Source organism: Roseovarius sp. M141, assembly GCF_024355225.1.
GTDB lineage: Bacteria > Pseudomonadota > Alphaproteobacteria > Rhodobacterales > Rhodobacteraceae > Roseovarius.
In genome coordinates, this window is sequence record NZ_VCNH01000008.1 from 3,384,462 (window position 1) to 3,404,417 (window position 19,956).

Here is a 19,956-nt window from a genome sequence, read left to right on the forward strand (position 1 = left end):
TCTCGGGGGTATCCCCCGAGCGAGCGATCTTGTTGTAGTTCCGGGGCTCCCCGGGATTGCAACAAGACTAATGAGTACCAGTTCCGGCAATTATCACGGAAAGGTTACTCGATCCGGTAAATGGATTTTCACGGGTTGAGGCGAGACTCGGGACATTGAGATATCCTAGGTGCCACTATGTCCATCCATGCCAAATTTCACAATCCCCAGCTTTCAGCCATCGGAAATACGCCCATCGTTTTTCGGTTTCAGGGGCTGCATCCGAATGATCTTGGCCGCTTTGCGATGCATGACAAGCGATCAGGTGGCGATCTTTCCCATGTCGATCTGGGCAGCACGGCGCTGAACGAGCACCTTTTCGGTGAAGAAGGCTGGAAGAAGACTCTGCTGGCCGAGATTGACCAAGCCAAACGGCAGAATATTCACGCGCATGTGGAGGCTCTGAAGGCCAAGTCGCGCAAGAGAGAAGCCCGCGGTGTTCAGGAGCAAGGCCTGGTCGATCCCTGGAAGCGCAGCCGCCATGGCCCCCTGCGCGAAGGTATTCTGACGGTAAACAAGAAATGGTTCGGCGGCACCGGCCATGCGGATTGGGACCCGGAACAGGTCGGCCGGTTCCGCGCGGCCGCCCTGGCATTTCTGCAGCAGCACTTCCCGGATGGGCAGTTGCGCTATGCCAGCGGCCATGCCGATGAGGAGGCCTATCACATCCATTTTGTCGTGGCGGTCTGGCGCGAACGGATCACCGTCAACCGCGGGCAACAGGTCTTGTTGCAGGCCTCGATGAACCCGCTCATCTATAGCTACGAGCATGCTCAGGATCTGGCGGGAGAGGCGTTCACCGATCTGGGTATCACCCGCGGAGTACGCGATGCCGAGGCACGCCGGGAGGCAAAACGCAACGGAGAGCCGGTGCCTGCGAAGCGGCGACATGTGCCGCCATCACAGTGGCGGGCAGAACAGCAAAAGCTGGCACGGGCGGAAGCACAGCAGACGTTGGAAGATGAAAAGCAGAAAGCGGATAGGATTGTCGAAGAAGGGCGAACCTTGGCCAGCGCCACGGTCCGCAAGTCGCGCAAACGCGCGATCAAGGAGGCGCGTGAGCGCAAGGATAGCGGACAAGGGTAAAAGTCGTGGATGAAACGGGCATTCGGCACAGCTTGACGCGCCGCCTCGATCGCGATGGCCACCGCATCCATGCCGGTATAGCGATCGCAGATCTCAACCAGATGCCGGGCGAGCTGACCGTTGCCGCAGCCAAGCTCGAACGCCGAAGTGTAACGGGGCCGCGACAGCGCAGCGCGCGTCGCGGCGAACTTGGCCTGCTCGTAATCGCTGTGCGCGAAATCCCAGGGATCCGAAGTGTCGGCATAGAGTGCGTGCAGATGATCGCGGCCCACACCCATTAAGGCATCCTCCAGAAGATCTCGTCTTCAGTGACGAATTTCTCGACGAACCCCGCCGACAGAGCGAAGCCCGTAGCATCGTCGGTGATGATCTGCCCCAGTTGTGTTTGATGCGCGTTGATCGCTGTCCGTTTTCTCTCCCGCAGATCACCCGAAGACAGATATATCGGTGCATGTCGGGCGGTGGTCTGCCGGAAATCGGGGTCGTCCCAGCGACACCACAGGGGATAACTGTAGAATGACCAGTCCGGGCGGCGGGTGCGCAACTCGCTGGCGAACCGAGCCGTCGCCTGATGATCTTCATGGTGGTCTTCGGCGGCTGGCGCAAAGATGTGCCGCGCGCCGAAATCCGCAATAATTTGTTCAAGGTCGACCGCGACGGCGTTGGTATCGGCCTGGTAAAGACCGCTGTCCGTCATGCCCAGCCAGGTCAGATCGCGCGCGGATCCGCCGAGGCACTCAATCGCCTCGATCATTTCCGCGCGTCGCCGGGCCGCCATCCGCTGCGACGTCCATTCGGTCGAACCCGGGTGGCTCGCACTTCCGTCAGTCAGGCAGATGACATGCGCGCCCGCGCCCGTGAAGGCCCGCGCCAGCAGAGCGCCGCAGCCGAGGGATTCATCGTCAGGATGCGGGGCCAGCACAACGAGCTTTTCCCTGCCCTCAAACACGTCCGGCAACAGAAGGCTGTGCGCGATATTCACCCGAATACTCCCCAGATGCGACCGTCTTCTCCAACGGCAGTCCGCGCCGCCCGTTGCAGGAACGCATCACGCGCAGCCTGCCGCAGATAGACCGCAAGATCGCGCGCCATGCGTCCGGTCTCGGAACCGGCCTCGAAATGCCGCAGGCCAATGCTCTGTTCGACAGCGCGAATGGCGTCGAGGCCAACCTCTTCGGTGAAGAGCCGCGCCGCGATCGACGTGGCCACGATATCTTCCGGCGCGATTTCCCGATCGATCGTGGCGTCGGCCGCACGCTCGGTCAGTGCCATTCCAGCCCAGACCCGCATCAGCACACTGATAAGACGTGACTGCTGGGCCTCCGCGTTCATTCGTCCCGCAGTGCGGAGCTCGGTTGCGGCCATGTCCAGCAATCCTGCCGCAGCACCGGCTTGCAATGCGGCGATCCGCCAGACGCCACCAACGAAACGCGGCTCTTTCAAATAGTCGCCGGGGCTGCCAACCCACTCGATCCTGTCCGCAGACAGGCCCGTGAAATCGTAGGCCCCCGATGCTGTCGCCTGCATGCCCTGCATGTCCCACGTCGATGGGTCCGCGCGAGCGGTGTCCGTCACATCGATCAGCGCCAATCGCACATCGCGCCCTGAATTTACGGTAACGATGGCATGGGTCACGGTCTCCAGCCCCGAGGTGAAATTCTTGCGCCCGTTCAAGTGGGTATCGAATGCATCCAGCGTGACCGGCACCTCGGCGTCCGCCCCCCAGACCCCGAGCAGGGCGCCCTTTTCAATTCGACGGTTCATGGACGTTTTCAGGTCGCCTGTGCCATAGAGCCGGATCAGATGCAGCGCGTTGATATGCCCCTCCCACAGGCGTCCGACGCTGAGGTTTGCTGCCCCGACTTGCATCAATGCCCGTGCGGTCCGGGCGGGATCGAATGCGCCGTCGTCGGTCAGGTAACCTGCCTGCCGCAACAGGTCGATCGAGCAGGCAATTGAGCGGTAGCCGCGTTCTTCATCTGCGGCGATCGCCCGCAACTCTCGCGATATCCGGACAGGCACCCGCTGATCAGCATTTGGCGGCTGCGACACGACGCAAAGGGATTTCGGTGCTGTCATTTTCTACACCATTCTCAACTGCATCTGGGTCGCCTCGGTGCGCTGGAGGAGATGCGCCCACTGCTGCGTAACTGCGCTCATCCGGAAATCAGGATTGGCCGTGACCTGCGACGGCGACCGACGCCAAGCGCGGATGCGGGCGAGGACTTGCGCCGGGTCGTGCCCGTCCACCTGCTGATCCGCATCCGCAACAATTTCCGCGTTCGCACCCAGCTCCGCATGCACCAGAACGGGAGTGCCGACCGCATTGGCCTCGGCCAGGACCAGACCAAAAGTCTCGGCAAAACTAGTCTGCGGATAGAACAGGCATAGCGCGCGGCGCATCTGCCGGATCAAGGCGGCATGAGACAGCGAGCCCAGAAATATCACCCCCTCGGGCACCGGCCCCGTGTCCCACCGCAGATAGCCGGGATCGGCGATTGCGAGGGTCAGGCTCGGAAGATCGCGGCGCAGGGCAGCAAACTGGCCGAACACCTCGGCCAGCCCCTTGTGGGGCGAACTGGCGAAAAGCAGCCTGTCGGGATTGCGGGCCGTGTCGTCGGGTTGCAAAGTGTCGTCGAGCGGATTGTAGATTACGCGGATACGCGGTGCATCCTCCGTCCCGAGAAAAGCTTCGAGTTCTCTCGCATGTGTCTTGGAAACGCAGATGACGGTAATACCGGCTGCTTTCAGCGCCGCGCCCATCTTGCGGTTGTGACGGCCCGGATAGACATGCAGCCAGAGGAAAATCGGGGTGTCCGGGTATTGCTTGCACAGTTTAATCGCCACTTTCCAGCGGTTGATGACGATCAAGGCGGCGGGGTTTTCCGCATCGTCAAGGTCTTGCAGGGGGCGTAACTGTCCGGCGCCGGATAAATGCCGATGTCTGCGACCGTTCTGAAAGTGGGTGATCGCGAACTGCGGGCCAAGCGCGGTCGCCACACGCAGTACCGTCGCTTCGGTGCCTCCAAGCCCGCCGGTCCCGAGACCGCGCAGATCGTAACCCGCAGCGCTGCACGGATCGATAATCGCCACGGGCGCGCGCCCGGTCTCTTGCCGCATCGGCCTCATTGTGCGGCCACCTGTGCGGCCGAACGTGACGACAGGATGCTGTCGACCTGCGCCGATGTATCGGGCACGGTCGGAATGTCGCGCCGCAGCAGCAGATCGGGGCAGCTGACGAAGCTCACGCCAAGGTTTGGGATATCCACCGGCACTGGGTTTACCGTGCCGCTCTGCCGCCAGGCCTCAACCTTCTTCCAGACCAGTTGCCGGTCCGCCTTGCGCCGGGCGCTGTCGTAATCCGAGACCGCCGATTGCGTCAGGCTGTCGGGGGTTTCGATTTTGGTCAGCAGCAGTTCCGGCACGATCCAAATGATTTCTCCGTTCAGGATCAGCCGGTTGCGAAATTCGCGATCCTCCTCGATGCAATCCTCGAAGCCGCCGAGGCGGCGGAACACATCGGTGCAGAAAAGGCCGGAGTTGATATGCGTCCACTCGCCGGGCACACGGGCGCCCATCTGAAGGTTCGGAAACACGTCGTCCAGCAGGGAAATGTCGCGGCGTATTTTAACGCGGCGCCCGTCCGGCAGGACCAGTTCGTGATGGGTGAGCACAGCGCTGACCTCCAGCCTCTGGCCCGCTTCCTTGCCCGCCAGGCGCCAGTTCAGGCACTCATCGGCACCGATGTCCTGCGCGGTCAGAGCGCGCACCTGATGGAGAACCTTGTCGCGATGCGGAATGTCGTCGGAGTCGTGAAAGGTGACGGCCTCACCATCGGTCAGCAGGAGGCCTGCATTCTTGGCATTTGCCGTGCCGAGGTTGCCCGACAGCCGGATATAGTTGAAGCGCGCGTCGGAAAGGAAAGGCCGCACCGCGACTTCGGTGGCGTCGGTGCTGGCGTCGTCGATCACGGTGACACGGTTGTTCCACCAGCTTTGCTCGAGCGCGGCGCGGATGGCCCCGGCGATCAGATGCGCGCGATTATAGGTCGGGATGATAATGTCGACCAGGGGAGCAAGCGGATCGGATCTCATGTGATGACCTCCGTCATGGGTGGGACAATTGCCTTGCGATAGGCGCGCAAGCTTCTGTCGGTCAGCAGCGCGGCGGGCAGCGGCAGCAGAAGCGTCAGAAGCGCGGCAAGGATCAACGGGTCGCCGGGCTGCACACCGATCAGCAGCAAGACCGACGTGATGAAGATCATCAGGTGGCATCCAGACAGAAAGTCGGCCGCATGGGCCTTGTCGCCGGATTTATCAGTCACCACGAATTTCAGGCGGCTGCCTGTCAGCGCATCGAACGTCGCCTTGGCCGATTGCGGCGCAAGGGCGATGCGGCAGGCCAACGCGTGCAAAACGACAGGAAGTGCCAGCCTGTCGCGCAGCCCGCGCGCAACGACGCGTATCGTGATGTCACACAAGTTAAGCGCGATAGCTCCAGCTGCCAACGTGATGGCGACAGTGTGCCCTTGGCCGGTCAGCAGCCATACCGTCAGCAGCGCGAAGGGAACGAGGGAGAGACTGAACCAGGCGGTCAATTGCGACAGGATGACCAGCCGCTTGTGCAGATTGAAATTGCCCGTGGGGGTGAGGATCTTCGACCCGTGTCTCAGCAGGGTCTGGACGTTGCCGCTGCACCAGCGATATCGCTGTTTCTCGAGATCCCGCAGAGACAGCGGCAGCAAGCCCTTTCCCACGACTTGGTTGATGAAACGCCCGGTGAAGCCAGCATGGCAAAGCCGCACGCCCAGTTCCGCATCCTCGGTCGTGGTGGCACCGGACCAACCGCCTGCGGCGCTGAGCGCCGGTTTCGAGATCACGCAGAGCGTGCCGGTCAGCAGCACTGCCTCGGCCTCGTCGGCGACGGCGGCATTGGTGCGGAAATACTCCTCGAGTTCGGCATCTATTCCCGGTGCGGTGGTGGTCGTGGCAATATAGGATTGCGGAAACTGCACGTAATCCGCCCCGGTCCGGTGCAACGCTTCCGTGGCGCGGCTCAGGAAATCGCGGTGGACGACATAATCCGCATCGACGGTGACTATATGGGTCGCGTCCGCGCCAGTATGCTCCAGTGCAATGTTGAGCGCGCCCGCCTTTGCGCCGCTGACGCCCATCCAGTGAAGAAATGTGATGCGGTCAGGATAGGCCGCGCAGAACCTTTCGACCGGCTTCCACAGTGCCGGATCGGTTGTGTTGTTGTCCATCACGATGATCTCGTAGCCATTCCCGGACCAATCCTGATCCAGCAAGGTGCGCAGGGTGTAGATTACCATGTCGGGCGGTTCCGAATGGGTCGCTACATGGATCGAAAATCGGGGAGTGGCGACATTCCGCTGACCTCTAGTTAGTCGCGCGGGGAGACACGCGATAATCGGCCGAATTCCTATCAAGGTGATCTGAATGACAAGGACCATCGCGCAAATGACTATGCCGACACCCGGAACGATAGCTGCCAGAATCAGCATGATACAGACTACGAAAGGCCAAAGTTTCATTGTTCACACCCAGGCGTTAAATTGCGATAATATTATTTATGATCAGCAGCTTGCAGAATTACTATATCATCGAATCAGCAACCATTTCACTTGCCGTTTAGTGCCCGCGCGCATGCGAGCGACGCATACGCTGTTACCCTTAGAATGCGCGATATGACCGAACCGGGCTTTCAACTGGATTGAATCAGTCCGGCGCACCTAGGGGCTGTTGACGTTTCGGATGCCCAAATCACCTAACTTCTGATTCAAGTGTGGACACCCCTTATGGCAAGGGCTGATTTTGTCTCGTTGCGTTGATCGGTTGCTTTCATATGTCCGGCCTGTTTGTGCGACGCTCATCTGCCGCTGGCCCTGATGGAAATCCGCCGGTGAAGTCCCTGATTAAGTTCGCGTGCTTTAGCGGAACGTTGAATCAGACGGGTTTTCATCACCATTGGCTCGATCGTTACGCATCATCGACTGCCTTTGCCAATTCGTATTGAGCTATTTGCGGTTCAGGCGGGCAGCCTGTATGGTCGGTAGGGTTCTCCTTTTGTCAGGATTACCCGGGCGATGCGGGCGAGTTTATTGGCAAGCGCGACGGAGACGAGCCGGAATGGCTTTTTCTCCAGCAAATCATTCACCCAATCAGTCATAGGGGTCTGATTTTCTTCGCGTGACGCATGACCGCAGTCGCACCTACCACCAGTAATCGTCGAAGATATCGATCCCCCTGTTTGGAGATGCCGCCAAGCCGGGTCTTACCACCGGTTGAATGCTGTTGAGGCGTGAGTCCAAGCCATGCAGCGAACTGCCGACCGGAGCGGAACTGCTCTGGGGCTGTGAATGTCGCTACGATGGCGGTTGCCGTGATCACACCAATGCCCGGAACTACAGCGAGTCTGCGGCTGGCCTCGTTCTCTGAATGCCAAGCCCGCAATTCTTGGTCGAGTGTGCAGATCTTCTCAGTTAGTTCAGCAAGCCGCCGGATCAGGATTGCAAGAGCCCGGAGAGCAAAGGGTGGAAGCTCTTTGTCGATGAACGCCCTGTCGGCCAGCTTCACCAGATTGGCGATGCCAGGATTTACGACCTGATCGAATTCGGCCAAATGGGCACGCAGCGTATTTGCCGCCATGGTGCGTTGACGGACCAACAATGAGCGGGTGCGATGCGTCATAAGAACGCCCTGTTGTTCGATTGTTTTCACCGGCACAAAACGCATTACTGGGCGCTGAACCGCTTCGCAGATCGCTTCAGGGCGCAAAAGGGGGACTCTTTGCCAGGCCATCGGCCGTTCTCGCGGCGGCATGACGACGAAGATACTGGCTCTGACAGACGCACTCGGCAACCTCGTCGATTTCTGCCTGATGCCCCCTTCTCGGCGATTGAAGTCAATCGCCTGCCAGGCAGCGGGACAGGCCCACGGTCTGCGCGAGACTGATATGTTGATCCGTGATCTGTCTGCCGGGCACTTGCTGGCGGATAGGGCTTCGGATGCAGATTGGTTTCGCAATGACCTGCTGGAACGCGACATCATCCCGGTCATACCGCCGAAATCCAATCGAAAATTTCCCGCAACCTTCGACAAGGAAACCTAAAAATGGCGGCACCTGATCGAAAACTACTTCGGAAATATGAATGAAAACAGGTGGATAGCCATGCGCTCCTGCAAGGCAGATCAGAGCTTCAAGGCCTTCATCTCGATTGCGGCAACAATCATTCAGATACGGTGAACGTCAACAGCCCCTAGTCCTGCGGAAACCATGAGGTATCCATGTCGGCATATCGATCGTGAAAATCCGTGAGTGCGATCATCGCATCCTCCCTAAGGATCCGGAGGCGATTCTGATCGCGATGAATGTAGCCGTCCTCTTCCATGCGGATGAATGTCTTGCTGATGTATACATTGGTCAGCCCAAGATAATCGGCAATCTGGCTCTGGGTCATCGGCAGGCGGATCGTATCGGTCATATCCTGATTGGTGATCCGCAGCCGCGCGATCAGGTCCAGCAGCATGTAGCTGACCCGTTCCTGCGCGCTCATCCGGCCCATTGCCCGCAACACATCAATGAGAACAACCTGGTCTCGCAGTGCAATCGACAGCAAAAGCGCCGAGAGCTTCGGAGATTTCCTGAGAATTTCGTCGAGCGACGATTTTGGAAACGGACACAGGCACACCTCTTCGACGGTGCGCAATGTGGTCGTGGCGTGCTTGAGAGCGACATCGGGAAAGCCGACGATGTCGCCGGGGTGATGGATCTTGACGATCTGGCGGCGGCCATCGGGCAGATCGGTATAGCTGAAGGCCCAGCCATGCTTCACGACATAGAGGTCCTTGTTCTCGTCGCCCCCCTGATACACCTCTTGTCCGGCATCGAAATTCCGCTCTGCCTTTTCGAGCGTGGCCAGCCTTGCGCGATCCGCCTCGGACATGGATACGTAATGCGACAGTTTCGTGACGAGGCAACTGGATGTGCTGGACATGTCGACCTTTCTATTTGTTGCCTCGGATATGAAGCCAGTCAAAGATGTTGAGAACTACGAAGATCAGCGCCGAGATGAACGCCGCCTCTTTCAGGAAACCTAGCCCGCAGGCGATGCCGATCGACCCCACGGCCCAAATCGCCGCGCCGCTGCGGACACCTTTCAGTCGTCCGTCGTCGCTGGGCGACATGATCGCCCCCGCTCCAAGGAAACCGATACCGCCAACAATGCCCTGAATCAGGCGGGTGGGATCGATGGAAATGGCATCATCTTCGGCCATGCCGCTCAATGCGAAGTTGAGCGTTACCGTCATCAAAGCGGCAGAGCCGATCGCCACCAGAACATAGTGGAGTGCCCCCACTGAAGTGGTCCACCAACTGGGATAGTATTATCCCATTTCAGGAGGACCAGAGATGGCTGGAAAGAGAGATAAACCCGAAGAGATCGTGCTGAAGCTTCGGCAGGTTGAAGTGTTGCAAGGGCAAGGCAGTTCGATCGCTGATGCGGTTCGCCAGATTGGCGTGACGCAGCAGACCTATTATCGATGGCGCAAAGAATATGGCGGCATGAGCCGTGATCAGCTCAAACGGCTAAAGGAGTTGGAGGTTGAGAATACCCGGCTGAGGCGCGCCGTGTCGGATCTGACGCTGGACAAGATGATCCTGACCGAGGCCGCCCGGGGAAACTTCTAAGCCCTTCCCGCCGCAGACAGTGCATTGACCATGTGCGGCAAACCCTCAGCGTATCTGAGCGCCGGGTTTGCCGCACATTGGGTCAGCATCGCTCGACACAGCGCAAGGTGCCCTGTGGCCCGCCGGACGAAGAGCGGCTGACCGATGACATCATCGCACTGACAGAAGAGTTTGGACGCTATGGGTATCGCATGATCACCGGGATGCTAAACAACAGCGGCTGGCATGTGAACCATAAAAGGGTCGAACGGATCTGGCGGCGGGAGGGGCTGAAAGTTCCGCAAAAGCAACCCAAGAAGGGACGGCTCTGGCTGAACGACGGATCGTGCGTCCGGCTGCGGCCGGAGCGCCCGAACCATGTTTGGTCTTACGACTTTGTTCAGGATCGGACCCACGACGGGCGGGTTTTCCGCACGCTCAACATCATCGATGAATTCACGAAGGAGGCACTGGTGATCCGTGTCAAACGCAAGCTCAACTCAACCGATGTGGTTGACGCCCTGACCGACCTGTTCATCCTGCGCGGCCCGCCGGAATACATAAGGTCAGACAATGGCGCGGAATTCATCGCCAAGAAGGTGCGCGCCTGGATTGGCGCGGTTGGCGCGAAGACGGCCTTCATCGCACCAGGATCACCTTGGGAGAACGGCTACTGTGAGAGTTTCAATTCCCGGTTTCGGGACGAGCTGCTCAACGGTGAGGTCTTTTCAACACTACGCGAGGCACAGATCCTGATCGAAAGATGGCGTCGCCATTACAACACCATCAGGCCGCACAGCTCCCTTCGATATCGCCCGCCCGCGCCTGAAAGTATTCTGCCGATAGACCAGAGGCCGACCATGCACTAACATTCAAACCGGACCACTCGATGGGGGCACTCCACCCCCAGATTGTCGAAAGTCATTATCAGCGCGATAATATGGACAAAGGGTGTCGTCGTATCATTATCCAGCATCCTCGAAACAAATGAGAGAGACCTATGAACCAGTACGCGAAAACTTTAACTGGGTCTCGAAATGCGTGGCGAACAGGATGGCATTCATCGGACGCAAACCCATCCTCGCTGATGTGGTCGGTCAGTTCTCCATCCGCGCCTCGACCTTCTCCAAGAGCACCGTGAACGTCGAGAGCTCCTCGGTCCGCAACATCCTGCGGCGGACTGAAATGCGCAAGAATGGGCTCTGGCTTGGCGATGGGATCGATCACCATGACTGGATCACATCAGCCACGCGCGAGGATCAACATCACCGTTGCAGCTTGGTAGAGCGCGGTGCGCAAGCCAGCATCTCCTGTCCGCGTGATCTGGCCGATGACATCGCGCTCGCCGGACTGCTTCCGCCTCTGCGTCAACCCGGCCCAGGGGCCAACATCCTTCGAGGAGCGGAAACGTTCTGGATCGTCGATAGCAGACTTGGCCGTGAGGGCAACGATCGCGCCGACGCCGGGCATGGTCATCATCAAGCGGCAGATCGGGTCGGATTTGGCGTGATCTCTGACCAGTTTTTCCAGTCCGGCCAATTCGTTTCGCAATGCCGCCCGCGCTCTCAGGATCGGGTCTGCGGCGGTCTCCAGCATCGGGCTCCCCGCAGTCAGCTCCCGGACCCGGGCCTAGAAACGGCCCTAGGCGACCACGCCCATCTTCAGTCCGAAGTTGCGCAAGAGCCCGCGTATCGACAGCTCGAGATTGATGGCTGCCTGCTGGATCGATTTGCGCGCCGTCAGCACCGCCCGCATTTCCTGCGCCGACACCGATTTGCAATGCACTGGCCGGAACCAGCCCATCTGCAGGAGCCGCGCGATGCCGAATGCGTCCCGGCGATCAGTCTTGTCGGCATCGCCTTCAGCGCACCCTTCACTTGCCGGGCTTCCATCAGCACGGTCTCACAACCGGCTTCCGTCAGGTGCTTGTGCAGCCGTTGCGAAAGCGGACCAGCTTCCAGACCCACCGCGACCACCTTGCCAGACAGGGCGCGCAGAGCCGCCACCAACTCCTCCGGTTCGCTGGCCCCCGTCGTTTCCCTGGCCACCTTCCCATGCGCGTTGAGAACGCAGATCGCGGTGCTTGCCAGCGAGACGTCCAAACCGATAAGCAGATCCATGTCGTTGCCCTTTCATTCCGTGTTTAGGATTGGGGCGCGCCTCACGGCAAGACCCCGTAAGCACACATTGCGTGCCAAGGGCAACGACACCTCACATCCACAGTCACGACAAGCCGAAACGGTGACGACCCGGAGCCAGCCCCATTGCGGCATCTCACAAGGATCCGGCGGGCTGAAAGGGCCGTCTAGGGCATGTCCCGGCCCACGCATCGAGTGCCTGGCCGGGCTGATGGATGATCCAGGTGCGCAAAGTATCGAAACCGGTCCGGAACTATGACTTCTCGCGCCTGCCATGGGCCTTTCTGCACAAAGGCTGGAAGAACAGCTGATGACACTACCGCCATGGCGTCCGCCGACAAGGCCAGCTACCCTCGGCGAGCCCGCCGCCGCCAATCCGAAAGCTGATGCGCGGCCAAGCCGTGCTGCCACGCGCCTGGCTGAAAGCTCTCGGCCACGATCCGCGCCTTCACCTCACCCGGCCAGCGCCGATATCCACGCGTCCGCTGCACAACTCAATACAGCCGTCAAACCCGTCCCCGCCATCCGCCATCGTCGTCTCCTTCTGAATGCTCAGAACGAAACTCGCCGTTGGTTCAGTGCAACGGAACCGCAGAAATCAATGGGACGGGGACGGCGCATACGATCTTTCAACCAAGCTCTCGACCACCGGAAGGTGGTTGATCGCCTTGTGAAGCTCTGAAATTGCGGCGCCCTTGGTGTAGACGCTCTCATTCGTATCCTCGCCCTCGTGCCCAATAAGTTCTAACCGAACGATCTTGGGAACCGACGTTTCCCGCGCCAGCGTGTCATTCATATAGTGACGGAAGGAATGCATGCCATAGCCATGCTTGTCGTCGCCGAAGACCAGATTCAGCGCGTTCTCCCAATTATAATAGAGAGTTTCGCCGTACTTCTTCAGCGATCCTTTCACATGCCCCTTCGGCTTCAACTCTGGGAAAAGATCGGAAGACTTCTTCCGCCGAAGCGCAGCGACATGGTCGAGAAGGCCGAGCGCGATCAACCTGTCATGCACAGGCACCCGCCGCTCACCTGCGAGCGTCTTCACACCGCGATTATCGTTCTCCGCGAAGTTGAAGAAGGAAATACCGTTCTCCTCCCGGATATCTCCCAAAGAAAGGGCCGCAATTTCTTCCCGCCGCGCTCCCGTATAGGCAGCGATCAACGGCACCCAGTAGAGCCCGTCCTTCAGGAGCGACTTTCCCGGTTTGTTGCGGAAGCGAGGGCTGTGGCACCCCGTCCAGATATGGTGCTGGAACAGAAGGGCCAAATCCTCAGCGGAAAAGGCCGGGCGCTTGTTGCGGCGGCGCACCGTCTCACGGAGCCGAAGCTTTTTCGGCTGCACCTTGGGATCGATTTCGATACCTTCACCATCCGCCCGATCAAGGATCTGGCGCAGCATATCAAGATGACGATTGATCGTTGTGACAGACAGGCCGACCTTATCGGCCGGCAGGCAGCGAGCGCGCTCAAAGATGTCTGCGATCGGTGCGCCCTCGTCTTTGCGGCTCTTTCCCCAGCTCTTCGGCAGCTTGAGAAGGGCGTCTCGAAAGCGCGCGACATCCGCTTTGTGAATGTGGCGCACATCCTGAATGTCGGTCGCCTTTACGAATAGCGTGGCCGTGGCGAGGCGCATCTTTTCCATCGCACTCAGGGCAGCTCCTTCGGCGGATCCCTGACTCTGCAGCGCCGTCTTCGCGGCGTTCAGCCGGCGGGTTACCGCAAAGATGCAGGGATCATAAGCTGAGGGCACCACATCAGGCACCGCGGAAGGGGCCGGATCCACATGTGCGACTGGCTGAGCTTGCGCAGATGCCACTGGTGTTGACTGGTCTGTCGCGGCCGCAGGCTGGGCAAAATACGCGGCCTTCTGAGAAGACAGCAATGCCTCTGTCATATGCTCAGCGAGGGTCCGCGCAATCTCTGGCTCGGGGTTCAGCCCTGCGCTATCTGCCTGCGCCCAAGCCGCAGCCCGCCCTTCGATCAAAAGTTTGCGCAGGTGCAGGAGTTCGACATTTCCGGGGCGTGTGCTGAGATCGGTCAATTCCATGAAGCCACGCGCAATGCGGTTCATCCGTGCCTCGGACATCACATCCTGCGTGTTCATGGACAGGTGCGTCTCCAGAGCGTAAAGGTCGGCTTCGGTTGCGCCTTCTGTGCGCAAGCGCGCAGCAACATCGTTCGTCACTTCTGCCTTAGGTCCACCCTGCGCCATCAGCTTCCATGCCTGCGCTGTCGCCCAATCAGCGCGCCGGTCGTCTTCCGCGGGCCCGACCGGGTCCGCACCAAACACCACCCGGCCATGCCGGATGCGGCCGAGCTCTTCGGCAATGACATGGCTGAGCCAGGCCTTGGCATCCGCGACGGACAGGAGGTTTTGTGAAATATCGTGCAGCATGCGATCACTCTCGGAAGTTAATTTCCGAGCGATAATAGACGCTTTTCGCAGATCTGAGGTATGCAAAGATAGCTGAAGACAGCGATTTCCTGTGGATAACGCCGGCAGGCGACGGCGCCAGTAGAAGATGTTTCCCCGCTTGAAGAGGTGAAGATGTTTGCTCATGATAGCCCTCGATTAGGGCGAACGCGTCACAAGTCTCTATATCCGTGCGTGACACCATTGTGCGACACATCAGAGGAAGAACACCAAAAATCACTCATAATCAACGCGCTAACATCTCTTGTCCCTCTGACTATCCTCGCCGAAGGCAAAGAAAATTCGTAGAATTTTCTCAGACCCGTGCGAAATCCACGTCGTTCATCAGGCTGGGGATCCGCCCTTCGGTTTCGGCAATGCGGTCCAGATCGATGCGCGCCGCCACCACGCCCGGCCCCGCGCCGCCATCGGCCAGCACCTCGCCCCACGGATCGACGATCAGCGAATGACCATAGGTTTCGCCCCCGCCCGGGATCGGCCCCGTCATCGCGGCGGATACCACAAACCGCGTCGTCTCGATCGCCCGGGCGCGATTCAGAACGTGCCAATGCGCCGCGCCGGTTTTGGCGGTAAATGCCGCCGGGCAGGCCAGTATCTCGGCCCCGCCCTGTGCCAGTGCGCGGAAAAGATGCGAAAAACGCAGATCGTAGCAAATGGCATGCCCCACCCGCGCCAGCGGCGTTTGGTGGATCACCGCGCAGTGCCCCGGATCGACCCGGTCGCTTTCGCGGTAAACCTCGTCAGCGGACAATTGGATATCGAACAGGTGGATCTTGTCATACCGCCCAGCGATGTTGCCATCCGGCGTCAGCATGAAACCGCGATTGATGATGCGCCCATCCGGGCCATCCACGGCGACGGAGCCAAGATTGATCCAGACGCCATGCTGCGCCGCAAACTCCTGCATCCGGCGCAAAAAGAGATGGTCCTCTTCGGGTGCCGAAGGCGGCGCCACCGCCGCGCCCTCGGACTTCAGCCCGCCGCAATATTCCGGCAAAAACAACATTTGCGCGCCGCCCGTCACCGCCTGTTCGCACATCGGCAGCGCCTCGGTCAGCGCGGTCTCCATATCCGGCATGGGGCGCAGTTGCAGGCAGGCAATATCGAGAAAGCGGGTCATGGGCAGGCTCCTGCTGGGAAATCGAGCCGCAGCCTAGGTCAGCGCCGCCGCCAAATGCAAGGCGGCAGCGACGACATAATTCAAATCACCACCACATCCATCGCCAGCTTGTCGATCGAAAAAGCGTCACGCCATGGGCATACGCATCCAGGGTTCTCCCAAGCCATATCTGCACGCTGGGCACCAAAAATCCCGGCGCGCGGATTGGCGGCCGGGATTGGATTGGCAGACAGCGGCGCGCGTTTGCCTTACGCGTCGTCCTCATCCTCGCCCTTATCATCGGGCAGGTTGAACAGGCTGTCGGCGTCGTATTGCTTTTCGGTGACCTCCGGCTCTCCGTGGCCCAACGTGAACGTCTCAAGCCCCTCGATGGCGGTCGGCATCTTGTGATCGTCATCGCTGGACAGGCTCTGCTCGGTGCTCAGCAGCTTGCGGCGATCATCATCGCTCATTGCTTCGCCATCGCGGGCCTTCTTGGCGGCGGCCTTTTGCACGGCGGCGTCCAGTTCGGACTGCTTGCACAGGCCCAGCGCGACGGGATCGATCGGCTGGATATTGGAGATGTTCCAATGCGTGCGCTCGCGGATCGCCTGGATCGTCGGTTTGGTCGTGCCGACCAGCTTGGAGATCTGGGCATCAGCCAGTTCCGGGTGGAACTTGACCAGCCACAGGATCGACGCCGGGCGATCCTGCCGCTTGGACAGCGGTGTGTAACGCGGGCCGCGGCGCTTTTCCTCGCCCTCGGCAGAGGCGTTGTATTTCAGCTTCAGCTTGCGCATCGGATCCTTTTCCGAGGCATCGATCTCGGACTGTTCCAGCTGATTGTTGGCGATCGGGTCAAACCCCTTGACGCCAGTGGCCACATCGCCATCGGCAATGCCCTGAACCTCAAGTTCGTGCATTTCAGTGAAATCCGCGATCTGCTTGAAGCTGAGCGTGGTATTGTCCACCAGCCAGACGGCGGTGGCCTTGGCCATCAGTGGTTTCGCCATGTGTCTCTCCTACAGCTATGAATTCCGGCAAGCCTTCCCTGTCTCCTGTCTCCAGGAGGCCGCGGATCTGGTCCGGGGCGGGTCGCCATTGTCGGGAAACTTGGGGCTGGGTATAGTGCGCAAATTGCGAAATGGAAAGACGGAAATCATGCGCGCGCTGCTGATCCTGCTGCTGACTGCCACCATCGCCCGCGCAGATGGCGAAAAATCGGGCGTGTTCGACTATTACGTGCTGGCCCTCAGCTGGACGCCGACGTGGTGCGCCACCATTGGCGACACGCGGGAGGCGCCTGAATGCAGTGCGGCAGCAGATCGGGGTTGGTCACTGCATGGACTCTGGCCGCAATACCATCGCGGCTGGCCCAGCTATTGCCAGACAGCCCAGCGCCCGCCCTCGCGGGCCATGTCCGAAGGCATGGCCGATATCATGGGCAGCGCGGGGCTGGCATGGCATCAATGGAAGAAACACGGGCGCTGCACCGGGCTTGGCGGCGCCGCTTACTATGCCCTCGCGCGCGAAGCGTATGGCCGCATCACGCGGCCTGATGTCTTTGCCAAACTGTCCAGGCCGGTCACCCTGCCCGCCAATGTCGTCGAGGCCGCCTTTCTCAAGGCCAACCCTGCGCTGAACCCCGACATGGTCACGATCACCTGCCAAAACCGCCGCATTAAAGAGGCGCGGATCTGCCTGTCGCGCAGCTTGGACCCGGTGCCCTGCGGACAGGACGTGGCGCGCGATTGCCGCCTGAAGGACGCACGCCTCGACCCCATACGCTGACCCTGCCGGGCCGTCGCTTGACCGGTCGGCTACAACAAGAGCAAGACGACCGCAGCCAGAGCGTTCAGATCAGCAGCGGCATCATCAAGCTTGCAAGGCTAAGCACCAGAAAGAATCCCGCCATATCGGTGATTGTCGTCAGCAGCGGGCCCGAGGCCGCTGCCGGATCCTGCCCAAGCCGTTTCAGGAGCAACGGCACAACGCCCCCGATCGATACCGCGATCAGCGTGTTTGCGGCAAGGGCGCTGCCGATCACCAGACCCAGCCACGGGTTGCCCTTCCAGACCCAGGCGACAAGTCCGATCAGAATCCCCAGCGCGATACCGTTGATGACCCCGATACTGGCCTCTTTGCGCCATATCCGAAACGCGTCCTTGGGCTGCACGATGCCCAGCGCCAGCTCGCGCATTGTCACACCGACCGCCTGATTGCCCGAGCAGCCCGACATATCGGATACCATCGGCAAGAAGACCGCGATGGCGATGACCGCCGCCAGAATTTCCTCGTAGGCTGAAATCACCGACGCAGCGATTATGTTCAGGACGATATTGGCCGAAAGCCACGCGAGCCGACGACGCGAGCGCAGCCACGTCGGCATCGAGCGCAACTCGTCGCCCACGACACCCTGCCGTTTCAGGCTTTCGCTTTCGGACCGCACCAGAGCGGCAGCCTGCACCGCCGAGCGTGAAACGACGCCGACCAGTCGCCCATCGGATTCCACCACGGGAATCCCATAAAAGTCGTGCTGATCAAAAAGGTCCTGCAAAATATCAAGCGTTGTATCCACGCCAACCGTAACCGGCGTGACCATGATCGCGGTCAGTCTTTGGCTGCGATTGGTCGTCAGCAGATTGCGCAGCGAAACGACGCCGACGGGGCGGCCCTCGGTATCGACCACATAGGGATGCTGACCGCGATACCGCTCGAAATCCGCATCCTCTGACACAATCCCGCGCAAAACCGCCCCGACAGTTGCGGTATCGGGGAACTTGAACGCCTCGGCGGTCATAAGACCGCCCGCCGTGCCATCCTCGTATTCCACGAGGCGGCGGACATCGGCGGCATCGTCGGGATGCAACCGGGCCAGAATGGCATTGGCAATTTCGTCCCCGAGATTGCCGATAATGTCGGCCTGAAGATCGGAGTCCAGCTTGTCCAGCACTTCTGCGGCGCGGTCGGTTGTCATGCGCTCGACCAGATCAGTGGCCGCCTGCACCGGCGCCTCCTCGATCAGGTATGCGGCCAGATCCGCGGTGATCAGCGCAAGCAGGACGTCACGATCTTCGGTGGCCAGCAACAGTAGTTGGCGCAGCGCGCTGGACGGTGGCAACGGTTCCAGCAGCGCCACCAGTGTCTGAGCATCGCGCGCGTCCACCGCGTCCTTGACCCGTTCGCGCACACGTTTCGGTTCGTGCTCAGGTTCAGGTGTTTGGGGCGGAGCGGACAGTGTGTCGCCGTCGATCATTTCGCGGGTCCTCTTCGATTCTTCGCATGCCCCAACGGTCAGGTGCCAGAATGTGCCGTTTCTGGTTCGTGTCGGGGGTTGCAGCAGCCTAGCCCGAAAACCGAAACATGGAGTCGTATTTCAGGATACAGAAAACATCACAAAGGCAGCTCTGTTTTCGCCGAACTGAGTCCGGCCTAGACGCATCCGAAACCCCGAGGGTCGATCAGATCGGTCCTCAAGGGGAAAAACCACGCGATACTGCGCGCCCATGCTCATGGGGTCACGATCTGAATCACACTGGGGCAGTGTCTCGCAACAACGTCGGCCTCCTCGGCCAATCGCAATTGAGCCTACAGTTTTTCTCGATTATCGTCTTGATGATGCACGTTTGGAATGGGCGCCTCATCAACATAATTTCGGGATTTGATAATGCACTGGCTTTTTGATCTTCCCGTCCCGGTTTCGTCCTTTCTTTTCATCGCCGCCACAATCGGGCTGGGCCTCACGTCCTATGGCGTGAGCAGGTCCGCATTCGGCGCCGGGACAGTTCAAGAGACGCGCGACCTTGCCGGGTCTGTCCTTTTTCGCATCGCCGCGTTGCACAGCCTCGTTCTGGCGCTCATCTTCGCGCAGGAGCTGGGATCAATCCGCAATGTCGAAATCGCCGCCGCACGCGAGGCGACGATACTTGGGGACGTCTACTATGACGCGGCCCGGTACGGCGCCGAGCCAACCGAAGAGATCCGGCGCGCGCTGGCACGCTACGGGCGCATCGTCGTCGAGGAGGAATGGGATTCTCTGGCAGAAACCGGTCTATTGACCGACGCGGGGTGGCAAAGCTGGTACACGGCCTATGAGGGGCTTCTGGATCTTCAACCGTCAAGCGCGCGTCAGGAGCGGCTGCTCGATATCATGATCAGCGACATACGAGGCCTGTCGGAATTGCGCGAGTCGCGCGAGAATGCAGTGCGGACGGGCGCATCGGTTCTTTTTCTGATGGCAGGCATATCAGGGATCACCCTTCTTGCGGCCGCCTTTTTCACTTGGCCGCCGACAGCGCTGAATCTGTCGCTCCTGTCATGCTTTACAGGCTATGCCGGTCTGATTATCTACCTCATACTGGCCTTCGCGAACCCTTACCAGGCGCCGGGCGCAGTGCTGCCGGTAGGTTTTGAGCGTTTCTTGACTGACAGCGTAAAAGATATGGCCCAGTAACCGAATTCAGTTTCAA

General features: G+C 60.0%; 20 protein-coding genes and 2 pseudogenes. 5 read left to right on the top strand and 17 right to left on the bottom strand.

The window, feature by feature from the left end; genetic code table 11:
* Positions 1-285: 285 nt before the first annotated feature.
* Positions 286-1,125, top strand: coding sequence for a plasmid recombination protein (locus FGD77_RS20465; RefSeq protein ID WP_255013327.1), 840 nt, complete (start codon positions 286-288; stop codon positions 1,123-1,125).
* A 71-nt stretch (positions 1,126-1,196) separates the two neighbouring features.
* Here the strand turns inward: FGD77_RS20465 and FGD77_RS20470 are convergent.
* The 7 genes and pseudogenes from FGD77_RS20470 to FGD77_RS20500 form a co-directional block, all read right to left on the bottom strand.
* A pseudogene (locus FGD77_RS20470) lies at positions 1,197-1,403 on the bottom strand (SAM-dependent methyltransferase); the annotation flags it as partial.
* Complete coding sequence (locus FGD77_RS20475; RefSeq protein WP_255013329.1) at positions 1,403-2,107, bottom strand: PIG-L deacetylase family protein; 705 nt, start codon at positions 2,105-2,107, stop codon at positions 1,403-1,405. The gene FGD77_RS20475 and the pseudogene FGD77_RS20470, both read right to left, overlap by 1 nt.
* On the bottom strand, positions 2,104-3,204 hold the full coding sequence (locus tag FGD77_RS20480) for an acyl-CoA dehydrogenase (RefSeq protein WP_255013331.1): 1,101 nt from the start codon (positions 3,202-3,204) through the stop codon (positions 2,104-2,106). Before FGD77_RS20480 ends, FGD77_RS20475 begins: the two co-directional genes overlap by 4 nt.
* A gap of 3 nt (positions 3,205-3,207) precedes the next feature.
* Positions 3,208-4,245 carry a glycosyltransferase gene (locus FGD77_RS20485; RefSeq protein ID WP_255013333.1) on the bottom strand — a complete coding sequence of 346 codons (1,038 nt, stop codon included), beginning with the start codon at positions 4,243-4,245 and terminating at the stop codon, positions 3,208-3,210.
* 5 nt (positions 4,246-4,250) lie between these two features.
* Complete coding sequence (locus FGD77_RS20490) at positions 4,251-5,219, bottom strand: glycosyltransferase family 2 protein (protein ID WP_255013336.1); 969 nt, start codon at positions 5,217-5,219, stop codon at positions 4,251-4,253.
* Positions 5,216-6,679 (bottom strand): glycosyltransferase family 2 protein, encoded by a 1,464-nt coding sequence (locus FGD77_RS20495; RefSeq protein ID WP_369682745.1) that lies wholly within the window; start codon positions 6,677-6,679, stop codon positions 5,216-5,218. The genes FGD77_RS20490 and FGD77_RS20495 overlap by 4 nt, the downstream gene beginning before the upstream one ends.
* A gap of 494 nt (positions 6,680-7,173) precedes the next feature.
* Positions 7,174-7,913, bottom strand: a pseudogene (locus FGD77_RS20500) (IS110 family transposase); the annotation flags it as partial.
* Between the two features lie 187 nt (positions 7,914-8,100).
* On the opposite strand from FGD77_RS20500, the gene FGD77_RS20505 reads away from it, so the two are divergent.
* Positions 8,101-8,256, top strand: coding sequence for a hypothetical protein (locus tag FGD77_RS20505; protein ID WP_255013338.1), 156 nt, complete (start codon positions 8,101-8,103; stop codon positions 8,254-8,256).
* Between the two features lie 148 nt (positions 8,257-8,404).
* Here the strand turns inward: FGD77_RS20505 and FGD77_RS20510 are convergent, their stop codons facing one another.
* Both FGD77_RS20510 and FGD77_RS20515 read right to left on the bottom strand, forming a co-directional pair.
* The gene (locus FGD77_RS20510) at positions 8,405-9,142 is read right to left on the bottom strand and encodes a Crp/Fnr family transcriptional regulator (RefSeq protein WP_255007515.1); all 738 of its coding nucleotides are present in this window, start codon (positions 9,140-9,142) and stop codon (positions 8,405-8,407) included.
* Between the two features lie 10 nt (positions 9,143-9,152).
* Entirely contained in the window at positions 9,153-9,503 is a 351-nt protein-coding gene (locus FGD77_RS20515; protein ID WP_255013340.1) for an MgtC/SapB family protein, read from the bottom strand.
* A gap of 52 nt (positions 9,504-9,555) precedes the next feature.
* On the opposite strand from FGD77_RS20515, the gene FGD77_RS20520 reads away from it, so the two are divergent.
* A protein-coding gene (locus FGD77_RS20520) for an IS3 family transposase (protein ID WP_255013343.1) occupies positions 9,556-10,682 on the top strand; the annotation gives its coding sequence in 2 pieces (ribosomal slippage) (positions 9,556-9,820 and positions 9,820-10,682; 1,128 coding nt in all).
* Positions 10,683-11,055: 373 nt separating this feature from the next.
* Here the strand turns inward: FGD77_RS20520 and FGD77_RS22515 are convergent.
* The 7 genes from FGD77_RS22515 to FGD77_RS20545 all read right to left on the bottom strand — a co-directional run bounded on the left by FGD77_RS22515 (position 11,056) and on the right by FGD77_RS20545 (position 16,500).
* Positions 11,056-11,409: a transposase gene (locus tag FGD77_RS22515; protein ID WP_369682746.1), complete on the bottom strand. Its 354-nt coding sequence runs from the start codon at positions 11,407-11,409 to the stop codon at positions 11,056-11,058.
* Between the two features lie 45 nt (positions 11,410-11,454).
* A complete protein-coding gene (locus FGD77_RS22520; RefSeq protein ID WP_369682747.1) occupies positions 11,455-11,616 on the bottom strand; it encodes a hypothetical protein in 162 nt (53 codons plus the stop codon).
* Positions 11,553-11,933: a hypothetical protein gene (locus FGD77_RS22525; protein ID WP_369682773.1), complete on the bottom strand. Its 381-nt coding sequence runs from the start codon at positions 11,931-11,933 to the stop codon at positions 11,553-11,555. Before FGD77_RS22525 ends, FGD77_RS22520 begins: the two co-directional genes overlap by 64 nt.
* A 365-nt stretch (positions 11,934-12,298) precedes the next feature.
* Positions 12,299-12,442 (bottom strand): transposase, encoded by a 144-nt coding sequence (locus FGD77_RS22530; protein WP_369682748.1) that lies wholly within the window; start codon positions 12,440-12,442, stop codon positions 12,299-12,301.
* Positions 12,443-12,549: 107 nt separating this feature from the next.
* Positions 12,550-14,514 carry a site-specific integrase gene (locus tag FGD77_RS20535; RefSeq protein WP_255013345.1) on the bottom strand — a complete coding sequence of 655 codons (1,965 nt, stop codon included), beginning with the start codon at positions 14,512-14,514 and terminating at the stop codon, positions 12,550-12,552.
* Between the two features lie 169 nt (positions 14,515-14,683).
* Complete coding sequence (locus tag FGD77_RS20540; RefSeq protein WP_255013348.1) at positions 14,684-15,508, bottom strand: carbon-nitrogen hydrolase family protein; 825 nt, start codon at positions 15,506-15,508, stop codon at positions 14,684-14,686.
* Positions 15,509-15,756: 248 nt separating this feature from the next.
* Positions 15,757-16,500 carry a DUF1013 domain-containing protein gene (locus FGD77_RS20545; RefSeq protein ID WP_255013351.1) on the bottom strand — a complete coding sequence of 248 codons (744 nt, stop codon included), beginning with the start codon at positions 16,498-16,500 and terminating at the stop codon, positions 15,757-15,759.
* Positions 16,501-16,648: 148 nt separating this feature from the next.
* Here FGD77_RS20545 and FGD77_RS20550 point away from each other — a divergent pair, with 148 nt between their 5' ends.
* Positions 16,649-17,278 carry a ribonuclease T2 gene (locus FGD77_RS20550; protein ID WP_255013353.1) on the top strand — a complete coding sequence of 210 codons (630 nt, stop codon included), beginning with the start codon at positions 16,649-16,651 and terminating at the stop codon, positions 17,276-17,278.
* Between the two features lie 64 nt (positions 17,279-17,342).
* On the opposite strand, the gene mgtE is transcribed toward FGD77_RS20550, so the two are convergent.
* Complete coding sequence (gene mgtE / locus FGD77_RS20555) at positions 17,343-18,743, bottom strand: magnesium transporter (RefSeq protein ID WP_255013355.1); 1,401 nt, start codon at positions 18,741-18,743, stop codon at positions 17,343-17,345.
* 411 nt (positions 18,744-19,154) lie between these two features.
* On the opposite strand from mgtE, the gene FGD77_RS20560 reads away from it, so the two are divergent.
* Entirely contained in the window at positions 19,155-19,940 is a 786-nt protein-coding gene (locus FGD77_RS20560) for a hypothetical protein (RefSeq protein WP_255013357.1), read from the top strand.
* Positions 19,941-19,956: the final 16 nt, after the last annotated feature.